Source organism: Methanocalculus natronophilus (assembly GCF_038751955.1).
Taxonomy (GTDB): Archaea; Halobacteriota; Methanomicrobia; order Methanomicrobiales; family Methanocorpusculaceae; genus Methanocalculus; species Methanocalculus natronophilus.
The window spans coordinates 166,316-187,091 of the sequence record NZ_JBCEXH010000002.1; the positions used below are offsets into that span (position 1 = coordinate 166,316).

Annotated in this window: 20 protein-coding genes; 9 read left to right on the forward strand and 11 right to left on the reverse strand. The window is 52.8% G+C overall.

What is annotated here, in order from left to right; genetic code table 11:
* Nucleotides 1-86: 86 nt before the first annotated feature.
* Both ABCO64_RS03020 and ABCO64_RS03025 read left to right on the forward strand, forming a co-directional pair.
* On the forward strand, nt 87-1,070 hold the full coding sequence (locus ABCO64_RS03020; protein ID WP_253455978.1) for a glucokinase: 984 nt from the start codon (nt 87-89) through the stop codon (nt 1,068-1,070).
* 42 nt (nt 1,071-1,112) lie between these two features.
* Nucleotides 1,113-1,397 (forward strand): chorismate mutase, encoded by a 285-nt coding sequence (locus tag ABCO64_RS03025; protein ID WP_253455980.1) that lies wholly within the window; start codon nt 1,113-1,115, stop codon nt 1,395-1,397.
* 5 nt (nt 1,398-1,402) lie between these two features.
* Here the strand turns inward: ABCO64_RS03025 and ABCO64_RS03030 are convergent, their stop codons facing one another.
* Complete coding sequence (locus ABCO64_RS03030) at nt 1,403-2,044, reverse strand: hypothetical protein (protein ID WP_253455984.1); 642 nt, start codon at nt 2,042-2,044, stop codon at nt 1,403-1,405.
* 117 nt (nt 2,045-2,161) lie between these two features.
* On the opposite strand from ABCO64_RS03030, the gene ABCO64_RS03035 reads away from it, so the two are divergent.
* Entirely contained in the window at nt 2,162-2,986 is an 825-nt protein-coding gene (locus tag ABCO64_RS03035; RefSeq protein WP_253455987.1) for a cache domain-containing protein, read from the forward strand.
* A 24-nt stretch (nt 2,987-3,010) separates the two neighbouring features.
* Here ABCO64_RS03035 and ABCO64_RS03040 read toward each other — a convergent pair whose 3' ends face one another.
* From ABCO64_RS03040 to ABCO64_RS03050, 3 genes are read right to left on the reverse strand one after another with little or no spacing between them, the layout of a single operon-like run.
* Nucleotides 3,011-4,087 (reverse strand): ABC transporter substrate-binding protein, encoded by a 1,077-nt coding sequence (locus ABCO64_RS03040; protein ID WP_253455990.1) that lies wholly within the window; start codon nt 4,085-4,087, stop codon nt 3,011-3,013.
* 54 nt (nt 4,088-4,141) lie between these two features.
* Nucleotides 4,142-5,368 (reverse strand): ABC transporter ATP-binding protein, encoded by a 1,227-nt coding sequence (locus ABCO64_RS03045; protein ID WP_253455993.1) that lies wholly within the window; start codon nt 5,366-5,368, stop codon nt 4,142-4,144.
* On the reverse strand, nt 5,365-6,315 hold the full coding sequence (locus ABCO64_RS03050; protein ID WP_253455996.1) for a FecCD family ABC transporter permease: 951 nt from the start codon (nt 6,313-6,315) through the stop codon (nt 5,365-5,367). Before ABCO64_RS03050 ends, ABCO64_RS03045 begins: the two co-directional genes overlap by 4 nt.
* A 287-nt stretch (nt 6,316-6,602) precedes the next feature.
* On the opposite strand from ABCO64_RS03050, the gene ABCO64_RS03055 reads away from it, so the two are divergent.
* The gene (locus ABCO64_RS03055; RefSeq protein ID WP_253456000.1) at nt 6,603-6,785 is read left to right on the forward strand and encodes an ATP-binding protein; all 183 of its coding nucleotides are present in this window, start codon (nt 6,603-6,605) and stop codon (nt 6,783-6,785) included.
* A 41-nt stretch (nt 6,786-6,826) separates the two neighbouring features.
* Here ABCO64_RS03055 and ABCO64_RS03060 read toward each other — a convergent pair whose 3' ends face one another.
* Entirely contained in the window at nt 6,827-8,791 is a 1,965-nt protein-coding gene (locus ABCO64_RS03060) for a thiamine pyrophosphate-dependent enzyme (RefSeq protein WP_253456003.1), read from the reverse strand.
* A gap of 168 nt (nt 8,792-8,959) precedes the next feature.
* Here ABCO64_RS03060 and ABCO64_RS03065 point away from each other — a divergent pair, with 168 nt between their 5' ends.
* Nucleotides 8,960-9,214: a pro-sigmaK processing inhibitor BofA family protein gene (locus ABCO64_RS03065; protein ID WP_253456006.1), complete on the forward strand. Its 255-nt coding sequence runs from the start codon at nt 8,960-8,962 to the stop codon at nt 9,212-9,214.
* A 24-nt stretch (nt 9,215-9,238) separates the two neighbouring features.
* On the opposite strand, the gene ABCO64_RS03070 is transcribed toward ABCO64_RS03065, so the two are convergent.
* The 5 genes from ABCO64_RS03070 to ABCO64_RS03090 all read right to left on the reverse strand — a co-directional run bounded on the left by ABCO64_RS03070 (nt 9,239) and on the right by ABCO64_RS03090 (nt 14,696).
* Nucleotides 9,239-10,459 (reverse strand): cytochrome c biogenesis protein, encoded by a 1,221-nt coding sequence (locus ABCO64_RS03070; RefSeq protein WP_253456009.1) that lies wholly within the window; start codon nt 10,457-10,459, stop codon nt 9,239-9,241.
* A 127-nt stretch (nt 10,460-10,586) separates the two neighbouring features.
* Nucleotides 10,587-11,822, reverse strand: coding sequence for an ABC transporter substrate-binding protein (locus tag ABCO64_RS03075; protein WP_253456012.1), 1,236 nt, complete (start codon nt 11,820-11,822; stop codon nt 10,587-10,589).
* Between the two features lie 61 nt (nt 11,823-11,883).
* On the reverse strand, nt 11,884-12,729 hold the full coding sequence (locus ABCO64_RS03080) for a class I SAM-dependent methyltransferase (protein ID WP_253456014.1): 846 nt from the start codon (nt 12,727-12,729) through the stop codon (nt 11,884-11,886).
* A gap of 23 nt (nt 12,730-12,752) precedes the next feature.
* Nucleotides 12,753-13,610, reverse strand: a complete 858-nt coding sequence (locus ABCO64_RS03085; protein ID WP_253456017.1) for an ABC transporter ATP-binding protein — start codon at nt 13,608-13,610, stop codon at nt 12,753-12,755.
* A 6-nt stretch (nt 13,611-13,616) separates the two neighbouring features.
* Complete coding sequence (locus ABCO64_RS03090) at nt 13,617-14,696, reverse strand: FecCD family ABC transporter permease (RefSeq protein WP_253456021.1); 1,080 nt, start codon at nt 14,694-14,696, stop codon at nt 13,617-13,619.
* A 269-nt stretch (nt 14,697-14,965) separates the two neighbouring features.
* Here ABCO64_RS03090 and ABCO64_RS03095 point away from each other — a divergent pair, with 269 nt between their 5' ends.
* The 3 genes from ABCO64_RS03095 (at nt 14,966) to ABCO64_RS03105 (ending at nt 17,945) form a co-directional block, all read left to right on the forward strand.
* On the forward strand, nt 14,966-16,186 hold the full coding sequence (locus tag ABCO64_RS03095) for an ABC transporter substrate-binding protein (RefSeq protein ID WP_253456024.1): 1,221 nt from the start codon (nt 14,966-14,968) through the stop codon (nt 16,184-16,186).
* 80 nt (nt 16,187-16,266) lie between these two features.
* Nucleotides 16,267-17,223: an ABC transporter ATP-binding protein gene (locus ABCO64_RS03100; RefSeq protein ID WP_253456027.1), complete on the forward strand. Its 957-nt coding sequence runs from the start codon at nt 16,267-16,269 to the stop codon at nt 17,221-17,223.
* The gene (locus tag ABCO64_RS03105; RefSeq protein ID WP_253456030.1) at nt 17,220-17,945 is read left to right on the forward strand and encodes an ABC transporter permease; all 726 of its coding nucleotides are present in this window, start codon (nt 17,220-17,222) and stop codon (nt 17,943-17,945) included. Before ABCO64_RS03100 ends, ABCO64_RS03105 begins: the two co-directional genes overlap by 4 nt.
* A gap of 685 nt (nt 17,946-18,630) precedes the next feature.
* Here ABCO64_RS03105 and ABCO64_RS03110 read toward each other — a convergent pair.
* Nucleotides 18,631-19,233: a flavodoxin family protein gene (locus ABCO64_RS03110; RefSeq protein WP_253456033.1), complete on the reverse strand. Its 603-nt coding sequence runs from the start codon at nt 19,231-19,233 to the stop codon at nt 18,631-18,633.
* A 314-nt stretch (nt 19,234-19,547) separates the two neighbouring features.
* Here ABCO64_RS03110 and ABCO64_RS03115 point away from each other — a divergent pair, with 314 nt between their 5' ends.
* Complete coding sequence (locus ABCO64_RS03115; RefSeq protein WP_253456036.1) at nt 19,548-20,753, forward strand: coenzyme F420-0:L-glutamate ligase; 1,206 nt, start codon at nt 19,548-19,550, stop codon at nt 20,751-20,753.
* Nucleotides 20,754-20,776: the final 23 nt, after the last annotated feature.

The window sequence follows — 20,776 nt, forward strand, 5'->3', positions numbered from 1 at the left end:
CCACCGGGGATATCCTTTATATCCTGAAGACGAGAGTTCCTCAGGGCAGGCTGCGGCTGTGCCGGCAAGGGAGGTGGAGTTCAGGCATGGTGGACGACTATATCATCGCCGCTGACATCGGGGGGACAACCAGCAGATTTGGATCATTTGCTCTTTTAGAGGATGGAGAACTCTTTTGCAGGGATTTGGTTCATCTCCGGACAGGTGAGTCCGGCTCATTTACCGCTCTCATCCAAAAGGCAGAAGATGCTTTTTGTTCTGCCTGCGATCATCCCCCGGCAGCAGTTGTTCTTGCTGTACCAGGGCCGGTCCGGAAAGGAGCACCGGTTATTCTCCCAAATATCCCCTTTACAATTTCTGAGAGTGAGCAGGAGAGACGGTTTCTGGATCGAAAAATCATCCTTATCAACGATTTTGCAGCCCAGGGGTATGCCTGTTGGCGCAACCAGCATCTTGCAACAGAGGTGATCCAGGAAGGATACTTCCGCAAAGAAGGAACAATGGCAGTGATTGGTGCTGGAACCGGGCTTGGTCATTGTGCTATCAAGCGGTGCAACGAGGGGTTGCCAGTTGCGATTCCCTCTGAAGCAGGCCATGCCGCTTTTCCATTCTCAGGAGATGAGGAGATCAGGTACCTGCACTATCTCCTCCAAAAGGAAGGAATCAGCTATCCAAATTGCGACCTTGTGGTGAGCGGACGGGGGCTGTCACATCTTCATGCCTGGCTCACCGGAGACTGCCTTGAGCCCGAGGAGATTGTCCGGCAGATCGGATCCGAATCAAAGACAACGATCTTGTTCTCCCGTTTTTATGCCCGTGCATGCAGGAATTACGCACTCAGTCTCCTTGCGACAGGTGGGATCTTTATCACCGGCGGAATTGCCATGAACAATACGTTCCTGGTGAACAATACGTTCTTCAGGGATGAGTTTGCGGATGCCGGACCCTATACAGGCCTGCTTCAGGAGATCCCGGTCTCAGTCGTCACTGATGAGAGAGTCGGGCTTCTTGGCGCAGCAGAATGTGCCAGGATACGGCTTGGGAACCGGACTGCACCGCGGCAGATCTGATCGGGGAGATAGTTTTTATCATAGAAGAGAGGAGTTCTGAGCATGGGCATTCAGGAGATCCGTGATGAGATAGAGAAGATAGATGCTGAGATCGTCGAACTCATCAAAAAAAGGCAGTCTCTTGCCGGGAAGATGGCACACGAGAAGGTGAAGGCCGGCAGGCCGCCTGTTGATCCAGACCAGCGGGATCAGGTGATTGGACGGGCGGTTGAAACTGCAGTGGAGCTTGGGATCGATCCTGCCGGTATCCGCGAGATCTTTTCGCACCTTGTCAGGATGAGCGAAGATAAACAGAGGGGTTGCATGGGGGATGGGAACCTGCCGTGAGATCTCTAGAGAAGGCGCATCTTCCAGAAGCGAAGAGAAAGATCCATTGCAATGTAATTCCATATGCCGTCATTTGGCTCAAAACGCTGCGAGAGGGATTGCGCAGACGACCTGATCCGATAGCACCCGACAATATCACGGAGGAGTTTCCGCGAGAAGTACGCTTCTTCAATCGGCGGCATCAGGATATCGAGTCCCCTGCCTGCAACAACCATCATCGATCGCATCTCAAAGACACAGGCAGTCTCTATATCCGCCAGTGAGAATGAAGAGCCGCGTGGATGGTTGTGGAGAAAGATGGTATTGGTGAGGCAGAAGAGAGCCCGGTGACCAAACTGGATCCGCATCCGTTCGCCGGTGAGTCTCTCAAGAAGGGTTCCATGCTCATCAAAGACACATGCATGTTCAATCTCTTCATCCCGTATCGCAGACGCATACGTTGCAAGCACGCCGGGAGAGAGGGGATCATCGTTTTGGAACGGATAGGGGAGGTCTGATACCGGCAACCGGGGGGATGGCAGAACAGGGTATGCCGATCCGCGGTGGAGATCCGGAAACGAGAGGTAATCTCCCCCCGTGTGTTCTGATATTGCCCCGCAGACACACAGTGTGGCAGCTCTGCAGGGTATGGGCGGGCGATCCATCATAATAAAATTAATTTGTGCTAACTAATATTATTTTGCAAAACAATACCAGGATGCTCCCGATCTCAATGACCGGATTGCAGTTACGTTTTTTTATCATATAGAGAATAGGTATCCACTATGCAATCGCTTCAGATTCTCTTTATTGGTATCGCTGCTCTCCTCGCCGGGGTTGCCATAGGCCTGATCGCCGCCCCTGCACCTGATACAGACGATGAGGCGGCACGTGTACTGCTTGAGCTCCAGTCTGAGATTACTGCTTCCCTCCATACGCTGGATACCAGGCTGGCTGCCGCAGCATATGATCTGGGGGCAACCGGTCTTGATACCGATCCCGCTCGTGAGATACTGCTTGAAACAAGCACAATCCACCCATCAGTCATCGACAGCACCACGGTTGGGCCGGATGGCATCATTCGTGCTGCCGAACCGCCTGCATACCACGATGTGGAAGGAACTGATGTCTCGGACCAGCTGGCAACACAGCATATCCTGGCAACGCACCGGCCGATCATGAGCAGAATACTGCCGGTGGCAGAAGGCATTGATGCTTCATTCATCAGCGCACCCGTCTTTACCCGCGAGGGGATCGCAGATGAGCCTCCGGGGATGTTCATCGGGTTTACCTCGGTCGTCTTCAGGCCGGATCTCCTGATAGGAGAGGCGGCTCTCCCGGTTGTTGCCGGGACACCATACACGATCTGTGTCGTGGATACTGACGGCCGCGTCATCTATGATACCGACCCCGACCAGATCGGACTTCCGCTTGATGATCCCATCTATACCGCGTACCCGGAGCTCGTTGCATTCGTCACCCGTGTCACAGAAGAGCGGCAGGGAAAAGGTTCCTATACCTTCAGGGGTGAGACAAAAGAGTCGATCTGGACGACTGTCTCACTCTATGGAACAGAATGGCGGGTGGCTGTCAACAGGATAGCAGATTAGCGAGGGGGAAAAGAGAGGAGCTAATCAGGTTCTCTTCCATGCGAGAACTGCAGCCATGATGAGTGCCAGGAGCGGCAGAACCATTCCTGCCGGTGATGATTCCACCGGCACCCGCTTTCGATCAGTTGACGTGAAGAGATCGGGATGGATAACGTCCGCCACCTCTTCAAGTGCATCCACTATCCTCGGGCCCCCGCGGCTGATGGTGTCGGCATCAACAATAATAACCCTCTTCTGCTTCACTGCATTCATTCGCTGGAATCTCGGCTCGTTCATCACATACTCATAGATGATATCATAATCATCCTTATCCATCCCGGTCCCGGAGTTGACGAGAATATAGTCCGGGTTAGCAATAACAAACTCTTCAAGCCCGATGATCTCCCATTCCTCAAATGATTCAAAGGCATTTGTCCCACCAGCCCTTGTTATAACCTCATGCTGGAAGGTTTTGTCACCTGATACCCAGACCGGATCATGCCAGACAATATGGGCAACCGAGGGGGTCTCCAATCGGTCTGCCACCGTATCGGTTACTGCCTGGATTCGTTTGTCAAGGTTCGTTGTAAGCAGTTTTGCCTCAGCCGTATTACCCGTGAGCCTGCCAAGCAGGAGGATATCATCCAGGATACCATCCATTGTTTCCGGCTCAATGACCACAACCTCAAAGCCGAGTCTCCGGAGTCGTTCAATCAGTTCCCCGGAGTTGCCGGAAGTTGCCACCACCAGATCCGGTTTTGCGGCAACGACCTTCTCAAGGCTGACTGTCCTGTATCCTCCAACTGTTGGAATGGCATGTGCCTCTGCTGGATAATCGCTCTGGTCAGCCACTGCAACAAGCCGGTCGCCTGCACCGATGGCAAAGAGGAGCTCGGTATTGGATGGGGCAAGGGATACGATACGATCCGGGTACGAGTCAATTGGTATTGTATGACCGGCGTCTTCAGGAACAGTGATAGTCAGGGTTCCATCTTCATTGAGCAGGGTCTGACCTGCTGGTTCTTCTGGCGCGAGGGCTGCTCCAACCCCGGTGCAGAGCACCATGATGGCTGCCAGAACACCAATACTTCTCCAGATACTCTTCGTTTTTTGACTTCTCATGCAATCACAGGTCCTATAAGAGTCATAAAATTCCATAATAATCGAAAAAAAAATTCACACTCTCATCGTCATGGCATCTTCCAGTGAGTCTGCCACCACCATACCGCCCAGAACGAGCCGGAAGAGCAGGCTGGTTGCCGCTCCCCCGGTATGGTCCTCAAATGATTCCACGCACCCGACAAGAACCGTCTTTTTGGCATAGGGTTCCAGAAGTCGTATATTCTCAAGATTTCCACTCCCAACGGGCATTGGAACAAGCAGAATCATATCCGCCTCCTCAAGGAAAGAGATGAGTGCTTCTGCGGCATCACCAGATATTGATGCAAACGGTGCTTCGGAGATGATCGGAATACCAAGATCACGTGCTGTTGTATAATCTGAGTCAAGGACATTCAGGACGCCGGTGGAGAGGAGGCAGCCTGCCTGGTGGAGTTCTCTCTGGATGAACGAACCTGTGCCGCCGCCGCAGACCAGATGCACCCGTCGTCCCCCGGTTTCAAGCTGCGCCTTCTCATACATCGGCAGGATATACGGCCTGTTCGTGGACGGGTGTGTTGCCACAATGACACTGATTCCATAGACCGAGTGGATCAGGTTCTCTGTCACCACGTCTGCCGGTCTTCCGATACCGGCAATCTGCCTCTCCTTTAAGAGAATTATCCGGTCACAGTAGCAGGATGCAAGATTGATGTCGTGGAAGACGCTGATCGTCGCTGTCTTCTCCATCTCCTTTCTGATGATTGTTAAGATCTCGATCTGGTGGCTGATATCAAGGTGCGAGGTTGCCTCATCAAGAAGCAGGATATCCGGCTCCTGTGCGAGAGCCCGTGCGATCAGCACCCGCTGCCGCTCGCCGCCGCTGATCTGGTTTACGGGCATATCTGCAAGGTGGGAGACATTGGCAAGCCGCATCACCCGCTCACAGATTGCGTGATCCTCCCTGCTTTCTGATGCGAACCTGCCGATATAGGGGTGGCGGCCCATCATCACGATCTCAGCAACGGTATAGTCAAAATTGATAGCCGTCTCCTGGGGAACGACTGCCACCCGCTGCGCCAGCATCCGGAAGGAGAGGGAGTCCAGCTGATCACCATTGTAGTAGACGTCTCCTCCTGCCGGGGCAACAATCCTGCTCATGGCTTTCAGGAGGGTGGTCTTTCCGGAGCCATTCGGGCCGCAGATACCGATCATCTCACCAGACTGCACTGAGAAGGCAATCTCCTCCAGGATCTGGTGCGCTCCGTACCGGACATCGAGATCGACGACATCGACAGCCTTCATACCGCACTCCTCCTTCGCAGGAGATACATGAAGAATGGAGCGCCAAGGAATGCCGTGATGATCCCAACCGGCATCTCGTTTCCAAATGTCCGGGTGAAGGTATCTGCCCAGAGGAGGATCAGTGCTCCTGCAAGGATTGCAGCAGGGAAGAGCACCCGGTGATCAGGGCCGACGATAGTGCGCATCAGGTGGGGGGTGATCAGGCCGATGAACCCGATTGCGCCCGCGATGGAGACAGCGATCCCGGCAAGGACTGCACTTGCAAAGAGAAGGAGAATCTTCAGCTGCTCAACATTTACCCCAAGGTGGACTGCGTCCTCATCACCAAGCGAGATGATGTTGATGTCGCGTGCAAAGAGATAGATCAATAGACAGCCTGCCGGGATAAGAAGCGCAACCCATACCTGGTCCCATGAGACCGTCCAGAACCCACCCATCAGCCAGAAGACGATCTGGTGCAGGCTCTTTCCGGCAGTATACATGAGAAACGAAAGCATTGCCGAGAGGAACATCGAGAGTGCAACACCTGTCAGGAGCAGGGTCTCAACCGGGATCTTCCCGCCCCTGCGGGCAATGGTATAGACCAGGAAGGTTGCGCCGACAGCCCCGGTAAAAGCAAGGACCGGAAGGCCGACTCCTGCGAGGAATACAATAGAGATGACTGCACCAAGCGATCCCCCGGCAGATGTTCCGATGATATAGGGATCTGCCATCGGATTCTTAAAGAGCGCCTGCATCGCGGTGCCTGCCGTTGCAAGCGCAGCACCCACCAGCACCGCCGCAATCACCCGCGGAAGCCGGATATCGAAGATGATCTGGTGTGCTGTTGCATCCTGGAAGATAGATGCGAGGTGAACGCTCGTTGGCCCGGTTGCAATAGCGATGAGCATGCTTACAGCGAGGGAGGCAAGGAGGAGGAGAAGGATAGCTGGTCCCCGGTAGCGCATTAGATCAAGTCTGTTTTTCTTAACGTAAATAAATACTCACCATCCGGAATCAGCATCAGTCATCAGGAGGATATCCTGTTTCCCCCTATATTGCGGTAAAGATCTTCCCCTCCCGGTTGTCACTGTTCCAGGCTGGATGGGAGGTATTCCAGACTCATGGTCAGTCGGGAAGAGAAATGCTCAACGAATCTCCAGGGCCTTTTTCTGCCTTTCTTGTTATACGTATCAATATCTCAGAGTTATAGCGGGGATACATATATAGACAAATTGTAAATATAATTTACAATATGTCCAGTACAGTCGGGACTACCATGATCAAACGGGATGCAGAGGAGAAACTCCGAATACCTGCCACCGGTTTTCCTGCCGTTTCAGTCATCGGTCCACGCCAGTCAGGGAAGATGATGCTTGTGGAGGAGATCTGCACCAGCAGTGAACAGCAGGGAAGCTGGTTTCATACCGGGATCTGAAGCCAGTATTCCGATATCTTGAATAAAAAGAAGGGGTTGGATCACACAATCCTCCTCGCATCAGAGATCACATCCACGATCACCGGAACATTCATTGATAGCGCCTTTTGAACCGCTCCTGCCAGTTCATCCGGCTGCTCCACCCTGATCCCGGCACCGCCGCAGGCCCCGGCATAGGCAGCAAAGTCGGGGTTATGGAGGTCTGTTCCGAAATTTGGGTAGTTCTCCATCAGCTGCTCGACCTGTATCATCCCAAGCTGCCGGTTGTTCATGATGATGACAACCATCGGGAGATCGTACTTCACCGCGGTGACAAAATCTGCCATCGCCTGCGAGAAGCCGCCGTCGCCGGTGATGCAGACGACCTGTTTCTCCGGGTAGGCAAGTTTTGCCGCAAGTGCCGCCGGAAACCCAAAGCCCATCGTCCCAAGATACCCCGACATCGTAAACCGCTGCTGGTTCATCCTGAAGTTCCGCCCAAACCACCACTGGTTCTCGCCGACATCCAGGCAGATGACTGCATCTGCTGGAAGCGTCTCCGAGAGGACCTTCATGAGATAGGGAGGACGGATTGGGACTGCTGTCGAGTCGGCCTCGTTCTCCAGTTGCTCAGACCAGGCCTTCTTCATACCGGCAAGCTCGTCTGCAAGGCCGGGGCGGGTCTTCTTTGAAACCATCTCTGCCAGGAGGGGAATCGTCTCCGAACAGGTGCCAAAGAGCGGGATCGTCTGTCTCCCGATACCGAGACGGAGGGGGTTTGTATCTACCTGGATGATCCGGCTGTCTTGCGGGACATTGGTGAATTTCGAGAACCCGACACCAAAGCAGATGATCAGATCAGATCGTTCTGCCAGCAGGCGGGCCTGTGGCGAGCCGACAGATCCAAGCACGCTGATCACCCGTGGGTGATCTTCAGGGAGGATGCCCTTTGCCCGGTACGTCGTCAGGATCGGGGCATCGATTGCCTCTGCAAACCGGAGTACAGCAGCTCCATCGTCATATGCCCCAAACCCTGCAAGGACAACCGGATTCTCTGCTGCCTCAATCGCGTCAGCTGCCTCTTTGAGTGTTGTCGCATCCGGTATGACGGCTGGTTCGGGGATGATCGCCTCACGCCTTGAGATAGAGGGATCAAGGGGTTGTTTCTGGATATCATTTGGAATTGAGAGCTGGGCAACACCATGGCGGAGTGTTGCATACCGAATCGCCCGTGAGAGGAGGAGGAGTGTCATCTTCCGGTCAGATATGGTGTTGTTATACACGGTTACCGGCCTGAAGAAGGCGTCCTGATCGATCTCCTGCATCCCGTACTCGCCGGTATACTGCATCTCGACCTGCCCGTTTAGGGAGAGGACAGATGCCCCGTCCTCTTTTGCATCATAGAGACCGGTTGCAAGGTTTGTAGCACCGGGCCCTGCAATGGTGAGGCAGGCAGCGATTCTGCCGGTGAGCTTGTTGTAGGCAGATGCTGCCATTGCTGCTGCCTCCTCGTGCCGGACAACAATATAGCGGACCTTCCCGTTCTTCCGGATCGCATCCACAAGCCCAAGTGACGAGGTGCCGGGGAGGCCGAAGACGAGATCGATTCCGGCAGATACCATCTCCCCGATGATCACATCAGACACGGTCTTTTCGGACTGCTCATGCGTGATTGCATCCTTCCTGACCATCACAAAGACGGTGCGGGCAGCACCGCAGACGGGACACCGCCAGTCTTCTGCAAGTTCTGCAAATCTCGTCCCCGGAGGCGTATTCGTGGCAGGCTCCCCGGTATCTTCCGAGTAGCGGTAGTTACAGACGGTGCATCTCCAGATCATTGAGAGGGCAGGTCCGGATGGTGCATCTGCAGAGATCTGAGAGAATGCTGTTTTACCTGCCGCACAGACCGGACACCGCCAGTCTTCGGGGAGTTCATCAAAACGAGTTTTCGGCTCTGTCCTGGTCGAAGGCTCACCAGCCTCTTCATCATAGACATAGCCGCAGACAGAGCATTTCCAGTGTGACATCGACATTTCACCAGTTCCAATGTGGAACAGGGAACAGCAAAGTGATAAATATTCCTCTTGGTGCAATGGGAGATACAGGATGGTGGATCAGAAGACGGGTTGGAGGAAGACACCGAATCCCGTTTGCCGGGCATACGTATTATATAGAGAAACAGACGAGAATTCAGTATGTTCGGATCGGTCTTTGGCATCCTCATCGCTCTTGCGATTGCAGTTGCCATCTACTATCTCCTGAAGAAAGGAGTGTACCTGCTCTACAATGCGATCATCGGTATAGTCATTCTCTTCATCCTGAATGCCACCGGTTTATTTGGGGATCCGGGTATCCCAATCAACCTGGTAACGATCCTGATCAGTGCAATCGGCGGGATTCTTGGAGTAGTCATCATCATCCTGCTGCACTTCCTCGGCGTGCCGCTCTGATGGCGGCGACGTCCCCGACAGGCTCTACACAATGCCAGTAAGCATCATCAGGCCGATTGCCACCAGAAATACACCCATACAGAACCTGATCAAGCGATTATATCTTCCTCGCCACTCATCCAGGTGTCCTGGTGCCAGACCCCGGTATACAATGAGAAGGACAAGCAGAAGCGGCAGTACAAAGATGAGGTTATACAGGATGAGATAGGGCAGGCCTTCCATAAAGGTCATCCGATCAGCAAGAAGAGCGAGTATGGCAAGGTATATCCCGCCGGTGCAGGGCAGTTCAACGATACTGACAAACGCACCAAGGAGAAGGGCAGACGGGATCGTTGCCCGCCGGATATAGTTCCCGATACGCTCACTGAACCGATCCGGGATAGAGAAGGAGAAGGCATGCTTCTTCCTGACCACATCACCAATCTGGAATAGACCTGCAAGTATCACGATGACTGCTGCAAGCGAGAAGAAAGGACTGGTTATCTCAAGGGAGTGTACAAAACCAAGCAGGGCAAGTCCTGCCAGAAGGTAAACGACAAACACCGTCCCGATATAGACCAGGCCAACCTGGAGCATCCGTCTCCTGTCATCTAGTGTCGAGAGGTACGCAAGAAGGACGAAGAGGACTGCAAACGCACAGGGGTTGATGCTGTCGACTGCTGCGCCGATGAGAACTGCTGCCAGTGTCACCTGCCTGCCGGGGGAAGGATCAGGTCCCGGCGGTATCTTCTCCGGGGCAGGAGTTGGCAGTTTGCCATCCCTGTCACTACCCTCAGCATCATCAAAGGTTCTGAGAGCCCAAAGCAGCAACTCCACTCTATCCATATCTCCATCCTGCAACGCTTCGGTCTCAGCTGCTTTGAGAAGTATCGGGATACGGGAGCTTATCTGCTCTTCACCAACCATCACCGCATCTCCGATCAGAAAGAGAGGGACAAGCGGCGTCTCTATATGGTAGTTATCAGCAATTGAAAAGAAATGCTCCCGGTTCTCCCTGCTATGGGTGATCTCAAGGTATTCAGTTTCAATATGGGGGTAGACCCGTGCAAGCTCTTCGACAAGCGGCCTCACACGATTGCAGTTTGCACAGGTCAGGCTATAAAAATAGTATGCATCTACCCTCTCTTCGCCAATTTCCGGATTAAGGTCAGGCTCTTCTCCATGATAGACAAAGGCAGATGCAACAGCTGTTCCAGTGAAGAGAAGAATGAAGATAGTACACAGAATCGAGAAGACCAGCCTCATAGCAATGAAAAAATCCCCCTTCAACGATGGCAGAGGAGAGGTTGCCAGAATATGATGGGGAAGGAATGATACCTATCTCCCTTCACCCAACCCCTCTCGTCCGGTTCCAATGCTGTTTTCTTTTTTCTCACCCGCAGCTTGGGCAATCATCAACTGCCCAGTCCATCCACTGGGCCGAACGAAGCCCGATTGCTGTTTGATGATCCACATCATAAACATTCTTGTAGAAGTCAAGCAGCCATTCTGAGAGTTCGATATCTGCAAACAGATCAGGATATGCCGCTTTTGCGATAATCATCACATCAATCGGATACTCGATCCGTTTTGCACAGTTGCAAGGAGTCCAGGGCCAGGCGACGACACGCTGGTTCTTCACTGCAGTCAGCTCCTGCAGGTTCTGATAATACGGAGCAGTATACAACTCCGAAGGCGGGTGATACCCACTTGCCGTGCAGAGAACAATGACATCCGGATCAATACTCAGAATATGCTCAGCCGAGACCGTCTTGAAATATCCATCCTGCCGGTATGCATTTTTCGCATGGGCAATCTCTTCGATGAAGTACGACTCGATGGTATCAAGGCCAAAGACCTGTCCTGCACCCCCGGCATCCCGTGCTCTGGGGGATAAGCCGAGAACAAGAACACGTGGCCGCTCCTCCATTGGGATATCTTTTGTCCTCTCATAGATGAAACTGACCTGATCTTCAAGGTACGCAGCGAGTGTGGAGGCCTCGTCCTTCTTTCCAAAGACCTCACCTATGATCAGGATCTCATCAGTCATCTTGGTCAGATCCGGATCTGTATATGCAGGCGGGCCATAGATGACAATAAGCGGGATGCCAAGAGACTCGATGGTGTGTATAGTTTTTGTAACTGATTCGTCACTAATATGGCGCACCGTGCATGAGCCGACACGAAGGATCACAACATCGGGGTCAAGGGTTACAAGTGATTCGTAATTCAGTGCTGCCCCCGACTCCGCAACACGCGGAATGTCAATGATCCAGGGGTTCAGGTATGTCACCGGATTCATGCCGTCACGGTACCAGTATGATTCGCCATGAATCGTTGGAAACTCGTAGTGGAAGATACGCTGGATACATGAAGACCCAACACCGACAATCGTCTCCTCGACACCAAGATAGGTCATTGTCCCCTCGATCATGCCGTCTGAGACCGTGACAACACGCTCAATATGTACCGGAACCTGCACCGCAACGCCACGGGAATCAACAACTGTGCGGTAGCTCCCTTCAGCAGATGGTTCAGTATCAACGGTATCAGTTGATCCGACACACCCTGCAGAGAGCAGAAGGGCGATCAGGATGATCGCCACAGATAGGAATACTTTGGTTTTCATGGATAACACCAGGAATTTGTTCGTTGCCCAATACCCGATACATCATGATCAACAGGATAGCTCACCGGCATCCATTCACCCTCCACCAGATCTTCACCCGCTTCGTCATCCCTGAATGGATGAATTCATCACCATTTTGAACAAGTACCCCTCTCAGGTAGTCAAGCAGGATCGCCTCCTGCTCCGGGGTCTGTATCCCATACTGGCCTTTGTATTCTTCAAGGGCAGCCTCAGGGTTTGGGAATCTCCTGACATGATCCATATCGGCAGTCTCGACATTTGGGTAAAAGCCCATCGAATAGAGGAGATTAAAGAGGACATCCGCTTTTGGTCCACGCTGGTATTCTCTTCCATGGAGTTTTGGCCAGAGGTCGATCATCGCCTGCTCCCAGCTTGTTGTATCTGCAAACCAGAAGAGGTAGACCCAGTCAGACGAGACCTGGCACATTGCAGAAATTGCTTCCCTGATATCCGGCATCCCAAGCGAGTACGAGGCAACAACGACATCATACTGCTGTTCCAGATCCGTTGAAAGTTCAATATCCTCCCAGCGTTTCTCAACAACCCGGATATTCGTGAGCCCTTCTTCCAAGGCATACTCCTTCAGAACCCCGGTCATTCCGGGAGAAGGCTCAACAGCGGTGACATGGGCTGCTTTTTTTGCGATCGGGATTGCCATTGTTCCGGGCCCGGCGCCAATATCAAGCACACGGGAACCGGAGTGGATCGGGAGACCTTCGATCACGTGCCTTATCCGCTCCGGGTTCTCCCTTGACTGCTTCATAAATGATCTTGCCTTCTCTTTTGAGGCCCAGATCGAGGCGCAGTCATTTGTTCCACGGCATTCCAGGTTGTTATTATACAGTTTCTGCCAGATCAGGTTCCAGTCTAACTCGGTATACTCCATTCTACACTCCTTGTACAATCTATCTAGGATTCTGTTTTTATTTTCTGAGATTCATGGTACGATAACAGGCCATCTGCATGGCCGTGGTGGTGACCATCACAGCAGCACCGATCTGCAACGCTCCGGGGCATTACCATCTGCACTCCGTTGACTGACCGGACACAGCAGGTGTCACGGTAGATCAAGGAGAGCACCTCCTCTGATATGACCTCGGAGGGAGGTCCATCAGCCACAATATCCCCATCTCCCATCACAACCACCTGATCACAGAACCAGGCGACATGGTTTGGGTCATGGCTGCAGGCGAGGATTGTCTTCCCATCCTCTGCGATATCCCCCATAATCTTCCAGATACGCATCTGGTTCTGGAAATCAAGCGCACTTGTCGGCTCATCAAGGAAGAGTACCGGTGTCGCCTGTGCAAGGGCACGGGCCATCAGCACCATCTGCCGCTGACCGCCGGAGAGCTGGTTATAGGGACGATCAGCCAGATCGTCAATCTCAAGTTCTGCAAGAGCATCCATTGCGATCTCCTTGTCACGCCGCTTCACCCCGAAGAAACCTCCAAGATGTGGGGTCCTGCCCATCAGGACAACTTCACGGACAAGATAGGGGAACGGGGGCTTGTGTTCCTGTGGCACGTAGGCAACCATCCGGGCCATCTCCTCGATTGAGCAGGTATATGCATCCTCGCCGCACATTCGCACCAGCCCCTCTCCTGCCTTCAGAAAACGGAGACAGCATTTGAAGAGTGTCGTCTTGCCTGACCCGTTTGGCCCAAAAAGGCCACATAGTTCTCCTTCCTGTACAGAGAATGAGACCCCTGACAATACATTCGGAACCTCATCATAACTGAAATGGATATTGTGCACATCTAACATGGTTTATCACCCAAAGATGACCCGGCCCTTGTGCCGGAGCAGGTAACAGAGATACGGAGCACCAAGGATTGAGGCGATGATGCCGACTGGAATCTCTGCTGTTGTCAGTGTTCTCGCAAGCGTATCACAGATGATCAGGTACGTTGCACCCATCATCAGTGCAGCCGGTATCACGTACCGGTTATCCGGCCCAAGCATCATCCTCGCCGCATGGGGCATCATCAGGCCGACCCAGGCGATGATGCCAACAAGCGAGACGGCAAATGCGGTGACGGCTGTTGCGAGTGCGACAACAATGAACTTGTACCGCTCAGGATTCACCCCCAGCGTCCGTGCCTCCTCATCACCCATAGAGAGGATATTCAGTTTCCACCCAAGCCCCCAGAGAATGATGAAGCAGAGGAGGACAAACGGTGTCAGCAGCCGGACATCGCCCCAGGTGGCATAGTAGAACCCGCCCATCAGCCAGAAGACGATCTCTCGTAGAGCCGTATCGGTTGAGATGTACTGCAGGAGCGAGACAAGGGCCGAGAAGATCGAACCGATAATGACACCGGCAAGGATGAGGGTGACAATCGGGGTTTCACCCCGTACCCGGGCAAGCAGATACGCAAAAGTAACCGCGAGCGCACCAAAGATGAAGGCTGAGATCTGGATCGAGAAGAAGATATGGGGAAATACTATCCCAAGCGCTGCGCCAAAAGCTGCTCCTGACGAGACACCGAGGATATAGGGCTCAACAAGCGGGTTTCTGAAGACACCCTGGAAGACTGCTCCCGCAATTGCAAGAGCACCCCCGACCGAGATTGCAAGGATGATTCTTGGTACACGAATATCCCAGACGATTGTGTTATGCAGTCGTGGGAGGGCGGAGACATCACCAAAGGTAAGATGGGTCAGGATTGTCCTGTAAACGGCAGAAACCGCAATATCATATGCCCCCATCGTGACTGCGATACAGGCGCTGAGAAAGAGCAGGGCAGCAAGTGCAAGCAGGATGCCGATCTTCTTCCCTTCATTGAATCCATCAACAGGATCATACCCGAGGCTGATGAGAAACTGTCGTAAGTTCTTTGATTCTGCCATAAGAAAACAAATCCCCCGGATGTATACTCATCTTGGTATGATAATAATATAAATTCATAGCATTTGATCCAAAATTTTTCATCTTGAAAAGCACTAATTAAAAAAATGTAGAGAGAATATCATTTCAAATAAAATATTTTCAAAAATAGCGATTATTAATAAGAGAAAATAGCCGTAAACTTTCGCATTTTAAAATAATATTCAATCAAATCTTAGTTATGAAATAACAAAAAATAACATATTAATAGTACAAAGCTGATGAACAGTATATGAAGAATTTTCATTACCTCCTTATAGCCGCCTTCCTTCTTATTGGTGCAGTGCTGATCTCAGGATGCACTGATCATGGAACAGGTGGAGAAGACCATGAATCCGCAGATACCCGCATAATCACCGATATGCGTGGCCGGACTGTTGAGATCCCCTCGACTATTGAGCGGGTTGTCTGCATAGACGACGGGTTTGTCGAAGGTATCATGTACCGGTTCGGCGAGCATGAGAAGGTCGTCGGAGTCGGTGGCGAATGGACCAGGGATTATACCTATTCATTTGACACAGTCGGCGGAGAGTCATATGAATATACAAACGGTATGAATCCTGTCAGTTATCTCATACCAGAACTTGCCGATCTTCCCGTCCTCGTTGGAGCGGGTACAGGGATGAACTACGAAACCCTTGCCTCGCTTGAACCGGATGTGATATTCCTCAGGATGGGTGCATGGGCATTCAGGGCTGGAGACGAGGAGAACCTCCAGAAGACCATTCATACAATAGAATCCCTTGGATACCCACTCGTCATCCTGGTGGGGCCGCCATACCAGGATGAACCAACAATCGATCAGATAGGAGATGAGATCCGGATCATAGGTGAAGTCTTCTCAAAGCAGGATGATGCTGATGCACTTGCAGACTATCTTGACGCCCAGATCAGTGAGATACGGAAACGGACACAAGGTATTCCCGAGGATGAAAAGGTTCGGATGATCCAGCTTGGTCTCTCCCCCCGTGCACGGCAGGGTGGCGGTGCCGGTATGGTGTGGGGCAAGGATACAATAGAGTCCTATTTCATTGAGGAGATTGCAAATGCAAAGAATGTCTACGAAGGTACAGGCGCATTCGTCGTTGTCTCAACCGAACAGATCCTGGCTCTTGATCCTGACGTGATCGTGCTCCCGACGGCACAGGGATACCACCCGGCAAGCGAGTTGTATACTGCTCCGTATTACCAGAACCTGCAGGAACTGACTGCTGTCAAGAACGAGCGCGTCTATGCCCTCCCCTGGACGCCCTTCAACTGGGCAAAGCGCCTGGAATATCCAATTGAGGCGATGGTCATCGCAAAAGCAGCATATCCGGATCGCTTTTCTGACATCAATGTCGGGGAATGGACACTGGAGTTCTACCAGGAGGTTTATCGTGTGGATGAGGCAACAGCACGGGAACTCAGGTCAGTCCAGTGGCTCGACTGGATGGCCAAAGAGAACTTCTAACCTTTTTTTATTTCCGAACAGAACCCTTTACGTCACACCGGTGTCAATATATTATTACGAAGTAAAGGAGTTCGTAGCACGTGCCTGCAGTAGAGATCAGAGACGTAACAAAACGGTTCGGCACCCTTGTTGCAGTCAATGAGATGAACCTCTCAATTGACCGGGAGATCTTCGGCCTCCTCGGGCCAAACGGGTCAGGCAAGACGACGACCGTCAAGATGCTCACCACACTCCTCACCCCGACAGCAGGCGATGCATGGATCTGCGGCCATTCGATCCTCACCGATCCAAACCGGGTGCGTGAGCAGATCAGCTATGTCCCCCAGGATATGGCAGTCGATCCGAAGCTGACCGGGCGGGAGAATGTCCTCTTCTATGCGAAGCTCTATGGCATCCCCCGGCCCCGGGAGACCACAGACGAGGCTCTCTCTTTACTGGAACTTGGAGAGCGGGCAGACGATCTCACCCGGACATACTCCGGCGGGATGCGCAGGCGGCTTGAGCTTGCCCAGGCACTCGTCCATGATCCCGAGGTGCTCTTCCTGGACGAGCCAACAATCGGGCTTGATGTCGCCGGGAGACGGCGGATCTGGGACCATATCATCACCCTGAAAGAGAAGGGGATGACTATCTTTGTCACCACCCACTACATGGATGAGGCAGACCATGCCTGCGACCGTGTCGGGATCATCGATAGCGGAACAGTGGTCGCATCCGATACACCGGCACACCTGAAGGCGGAGATCTGCCGGGACATCGTTGCAATCCGGGCAGATGGCAGATTTACCGGGACTGTTCCCGACGATATCACGTACCTCGGCCAGTCTGGCGACGAGCTGAAGTTCGAGGCACAAAGCGGTGAGGAAGCCGGTATCGTCCTCTCCCGCCTGCTTGCAGAGAATGGCATGCAGGTTCGATCCGTATCGATCCGGCAGCCGACCCTTGATGATGTCTTCCTCGCCCTCGTCGGGGAACAGGACGAATCGACTGCATTTGATTTCCAGCGGTTCAGGACGATGCTTCGGAGGCGAAGATGAGAGAGACATTCTATTACATGGAGCGGGACTTCCGCAGGTGGAGCCGTGGAAAGATCAATGTCATCTCAGCACTCATCCTGCCGGCTGCCTGGCTCATCTTCGTCGGCCTTGCGCTTCCAATCCGCTTCACCGACAACTACCTCGACTTCATCACCCCCGGAATCCTCGTCCTGACGATGCTTGGTGCCTCGCTGCAGGGGGGAGCACTCCTGATGTTTGACAAGATCCTCGGGTTTCTCCAGAAGTTCCTTGCGATGCCCGCACCACGAGAGAGTATCCTCTTTGGTAAGATCCTCTTCATCACCATCAGGGGTATGATCCAGACGACGATCATCCTGGTGATGGCCATCCTGCTTGGTGCACAGTTCCTTGACCCGCTCCTCCTGGCACAGACCTATCTTGTCCTCTTCATCTTCGGTATCCTCCTCTCATCTTTCATGACAACGGTTGCACTCAGCCTGGAAGATCATGATTCGTACTCGGCATTCAACTCCATGGTTGCCATGCCGCTCTTCTTCACAAGCAGCGCACTGATGCCGTACGAGCAGATGCCGGGGTGGCTTGAAGTACTTGCACGCCTGAACCCGGTCAGTTATGCAATTGATGCAATCCGGGCATTGCAGGAGGGGATCTTCCCTGCAACCACAATTGGAGGGCTTTTGATCGGGGCTGTGCTCGTCCTCTCGGTGAGCATCATGGTCTTCAGGCGGGCAACCGTCTGAAAAATTAGGGGCATGTCTTGAGCCTGACTCTATGAGATTCAAGAGAGGCTATCTGGAATCAAAATAAAGAAAGGGATGTGCCAGGCCGCCTCTCCGCGGGCTTCCGGAGACAGCAAAAATACTTGTTTTATTCACAATGTAATGGTTATTCTTTTCACTTTCATAATGGTATACAAAAAAGAGAATTGACAACAAGGTCATCAAAACAACACATCATACAAATGAACTAATAAAGCTAACATACAGATTATCACAAGCAAAATAAACAATAAAATACGAATATACCCCTCCATATAGATATCAGCATCAGAATCGTCCCGCATAGACATCACGCTTCACAACAGCAAAATATAATCATCAATTATATAAAACTTATTGCGCGGTGTGACCCCTGCGGCCGCCTGTCAGAGACCAGCATTCCATGGGATCGTCACAAGCAGACCAGGCGCCCTTGCCACCAGGACACAATAATTTCAGCACCCAGCCGTACCTGCTCACCTCTTCCGCCGACACCACCCCACAATCAGATAGATCACCAGGATACCTGCTGCCAGAGCCCAATCAACCAAGCTCCCTGCTCATAAAGCCCTTGAGCATCATGGTCTTCAGGCGGGCAACCGTCTGAAAAAAATAAGGAGCGTGTCTTGAGTCTGACTCTATGAGATTCAAGAGAGGCTATCTGGCATCAGGGAGAGGCAAGGGATTTGCCAAGCTTCCTCCCCGCAAGCTTCGCCTCTTCAAGTACATCGGGGCAGTTCCGCACCGCACCCCGGTCAAAGAGTGAGAAGACAGTCATCTCTGCAACAATCTCATATCCCATCGCCTGAACAGGAAGCCGGAGAGCCTCCATTGCAACCCCCATATCCTCTTTATGCTCCTGTTCGCATATCGAGGCGATGATGGCCTTCCTCCCCTGTCCGGCAAGCCTGCTTGACCACGCCCGTGGCCGGGTATCCTCAAAATCATAGTAGCAGTAGCACCGGTCGATGAATGCCTTCATCTCCGCGGTGATGTTGTAGGTATGGGTTGGGGAGACCAGAACAAGGGCCTGTGATGAGGAGATCTTTGGGTAGAGCAGGGTCATGCCATCATACAGCCCCGTGCAGATACCGTCTGTTCTGCATGCTTCACACCCGGTGCATGAGGAGAACCGGTAATCCCTGAGATGAACCGCCTCAGTCACGGCTCCCGCCTCGCCTGCACCCTTCAGGATAGTCGCAAGGAGAATATCAGAATTGCCGCCTCTTCGCGGGCTTCCGGAGACACCCAGAATGCCGGTATCGTTCATACCGAAGAGATACGGGACTGTTCCTCAATAAGGGTATCGGAAAGACAAAAAAGAGAGCAGCACTGCTGCCGGTGCGCGGAGAGGATCAGGTATGAGAGGCAGTCGGGTAGCGGGCTTTTCGAGTCCAATGGATGAGGGATGCCCTGGACTTGCCAAAAAAGCCCGATAGAAGGCAGCTTCCACCCCATGATGGAAGCAGTATGCGGTCGGCAACAACCATCAATATTTCGAAACTGCTATTAGCCTTTTCGAAGAGACGGTTATGAAACGGATCACCCGGATACGGGGGATCTGACAGGAGAAGGTGCGTTCTTGTGATACAATTACCAGACTATATCGGACCGTGTGCATTTGGAATAAAGATGGGAGTTATCGTTCCTGGAACTGACCTTCACAGGATGCTCATCGATGAGGCTGCGAGGCTTGATGCGGATGGGCTGCTTGACAATGGTGATGTCCTCTCCATCACTGAATCAATCCTTGCACGGGCACAGAACAATCTTATCACAACAGAAGAGACAGCGCTTGAGATCAGAAAAACACTTGGTCTTCGGCCGGACAGTACAGTCGGCGTCCTCTTCCCGATCGCCAGCAGGAACCGGTTCTCCCTTATCCTTGAATCGATTGCAAAGGCAGTGCCAAACGGTACCGTGATCGTGCAGTTCTCCTACCCTGACGACGAGGTCGGCAACCAGGTTCTCCCCCCGGAGATAGCAGAAGAGCTCGAAAAGCGGCACGGGAGCCTCTTCACGCTTGATGAGATCGGAGGCGACTATACGCACCCGCTCACCGGCGTCAATTACCTGACATTATACAAGGAGATCATCGAACGCGAAGGGGCAGAGCCAAAAATCATCCTTTGCAATGATCCACGGCAGATAGCCGGGTTCAATCCTGACGGCGTGATCGTTGCCAATATCCATCCCCGCGAGAAGACGAGGAAGACACTCGAAGGTATCGTGAGCAACTGCTGCACCCTCCAGGAGATCTGCAGCAGCGGCACCTGCCCGCCCACTTCAGAATGGGGGCTGCTTGGGAGCAACATGTCCTCCAGCTGCCGCCTCAAGCTTGCACCATTTGAGGCTGAACCATTTGTCTGCCTACTCCAGGAACAGATCCAGAAACTGACAGGCAAAGAGATCGAGATCCTGGTCTTTGGCGACGGCGCCTACAAGGATCCGACAAGCGGCATCTATGAACTTGCCGATCCAAAAGCAGCCTTTGGCGCAACACCCGGTATCAAGGAGGTGCTGCGTGAAGGTGTCAAGATGAAGTACCTGATCGACAAGTACCATGAAGAGGGAAAGACCAGCCTTGAGATCATCGAACTGATCGATCAGGAGAGTGCAAAGAAACGCGGGATCAACTGCATTGAATCTGAGGGAACCACTCCCCGGCGTATGGAGGATATCCTGGCCAGCCTCTCGGATCTCATCACGGGCTCCGCCGATGCGGGAACCCCGCTTGTCCTGATCAAAGGCGTATACCGCCCTCCGACAGTGCCGGGTGAAGCAGAGTAGCCGGGTGAAGAGATTTTACGGTT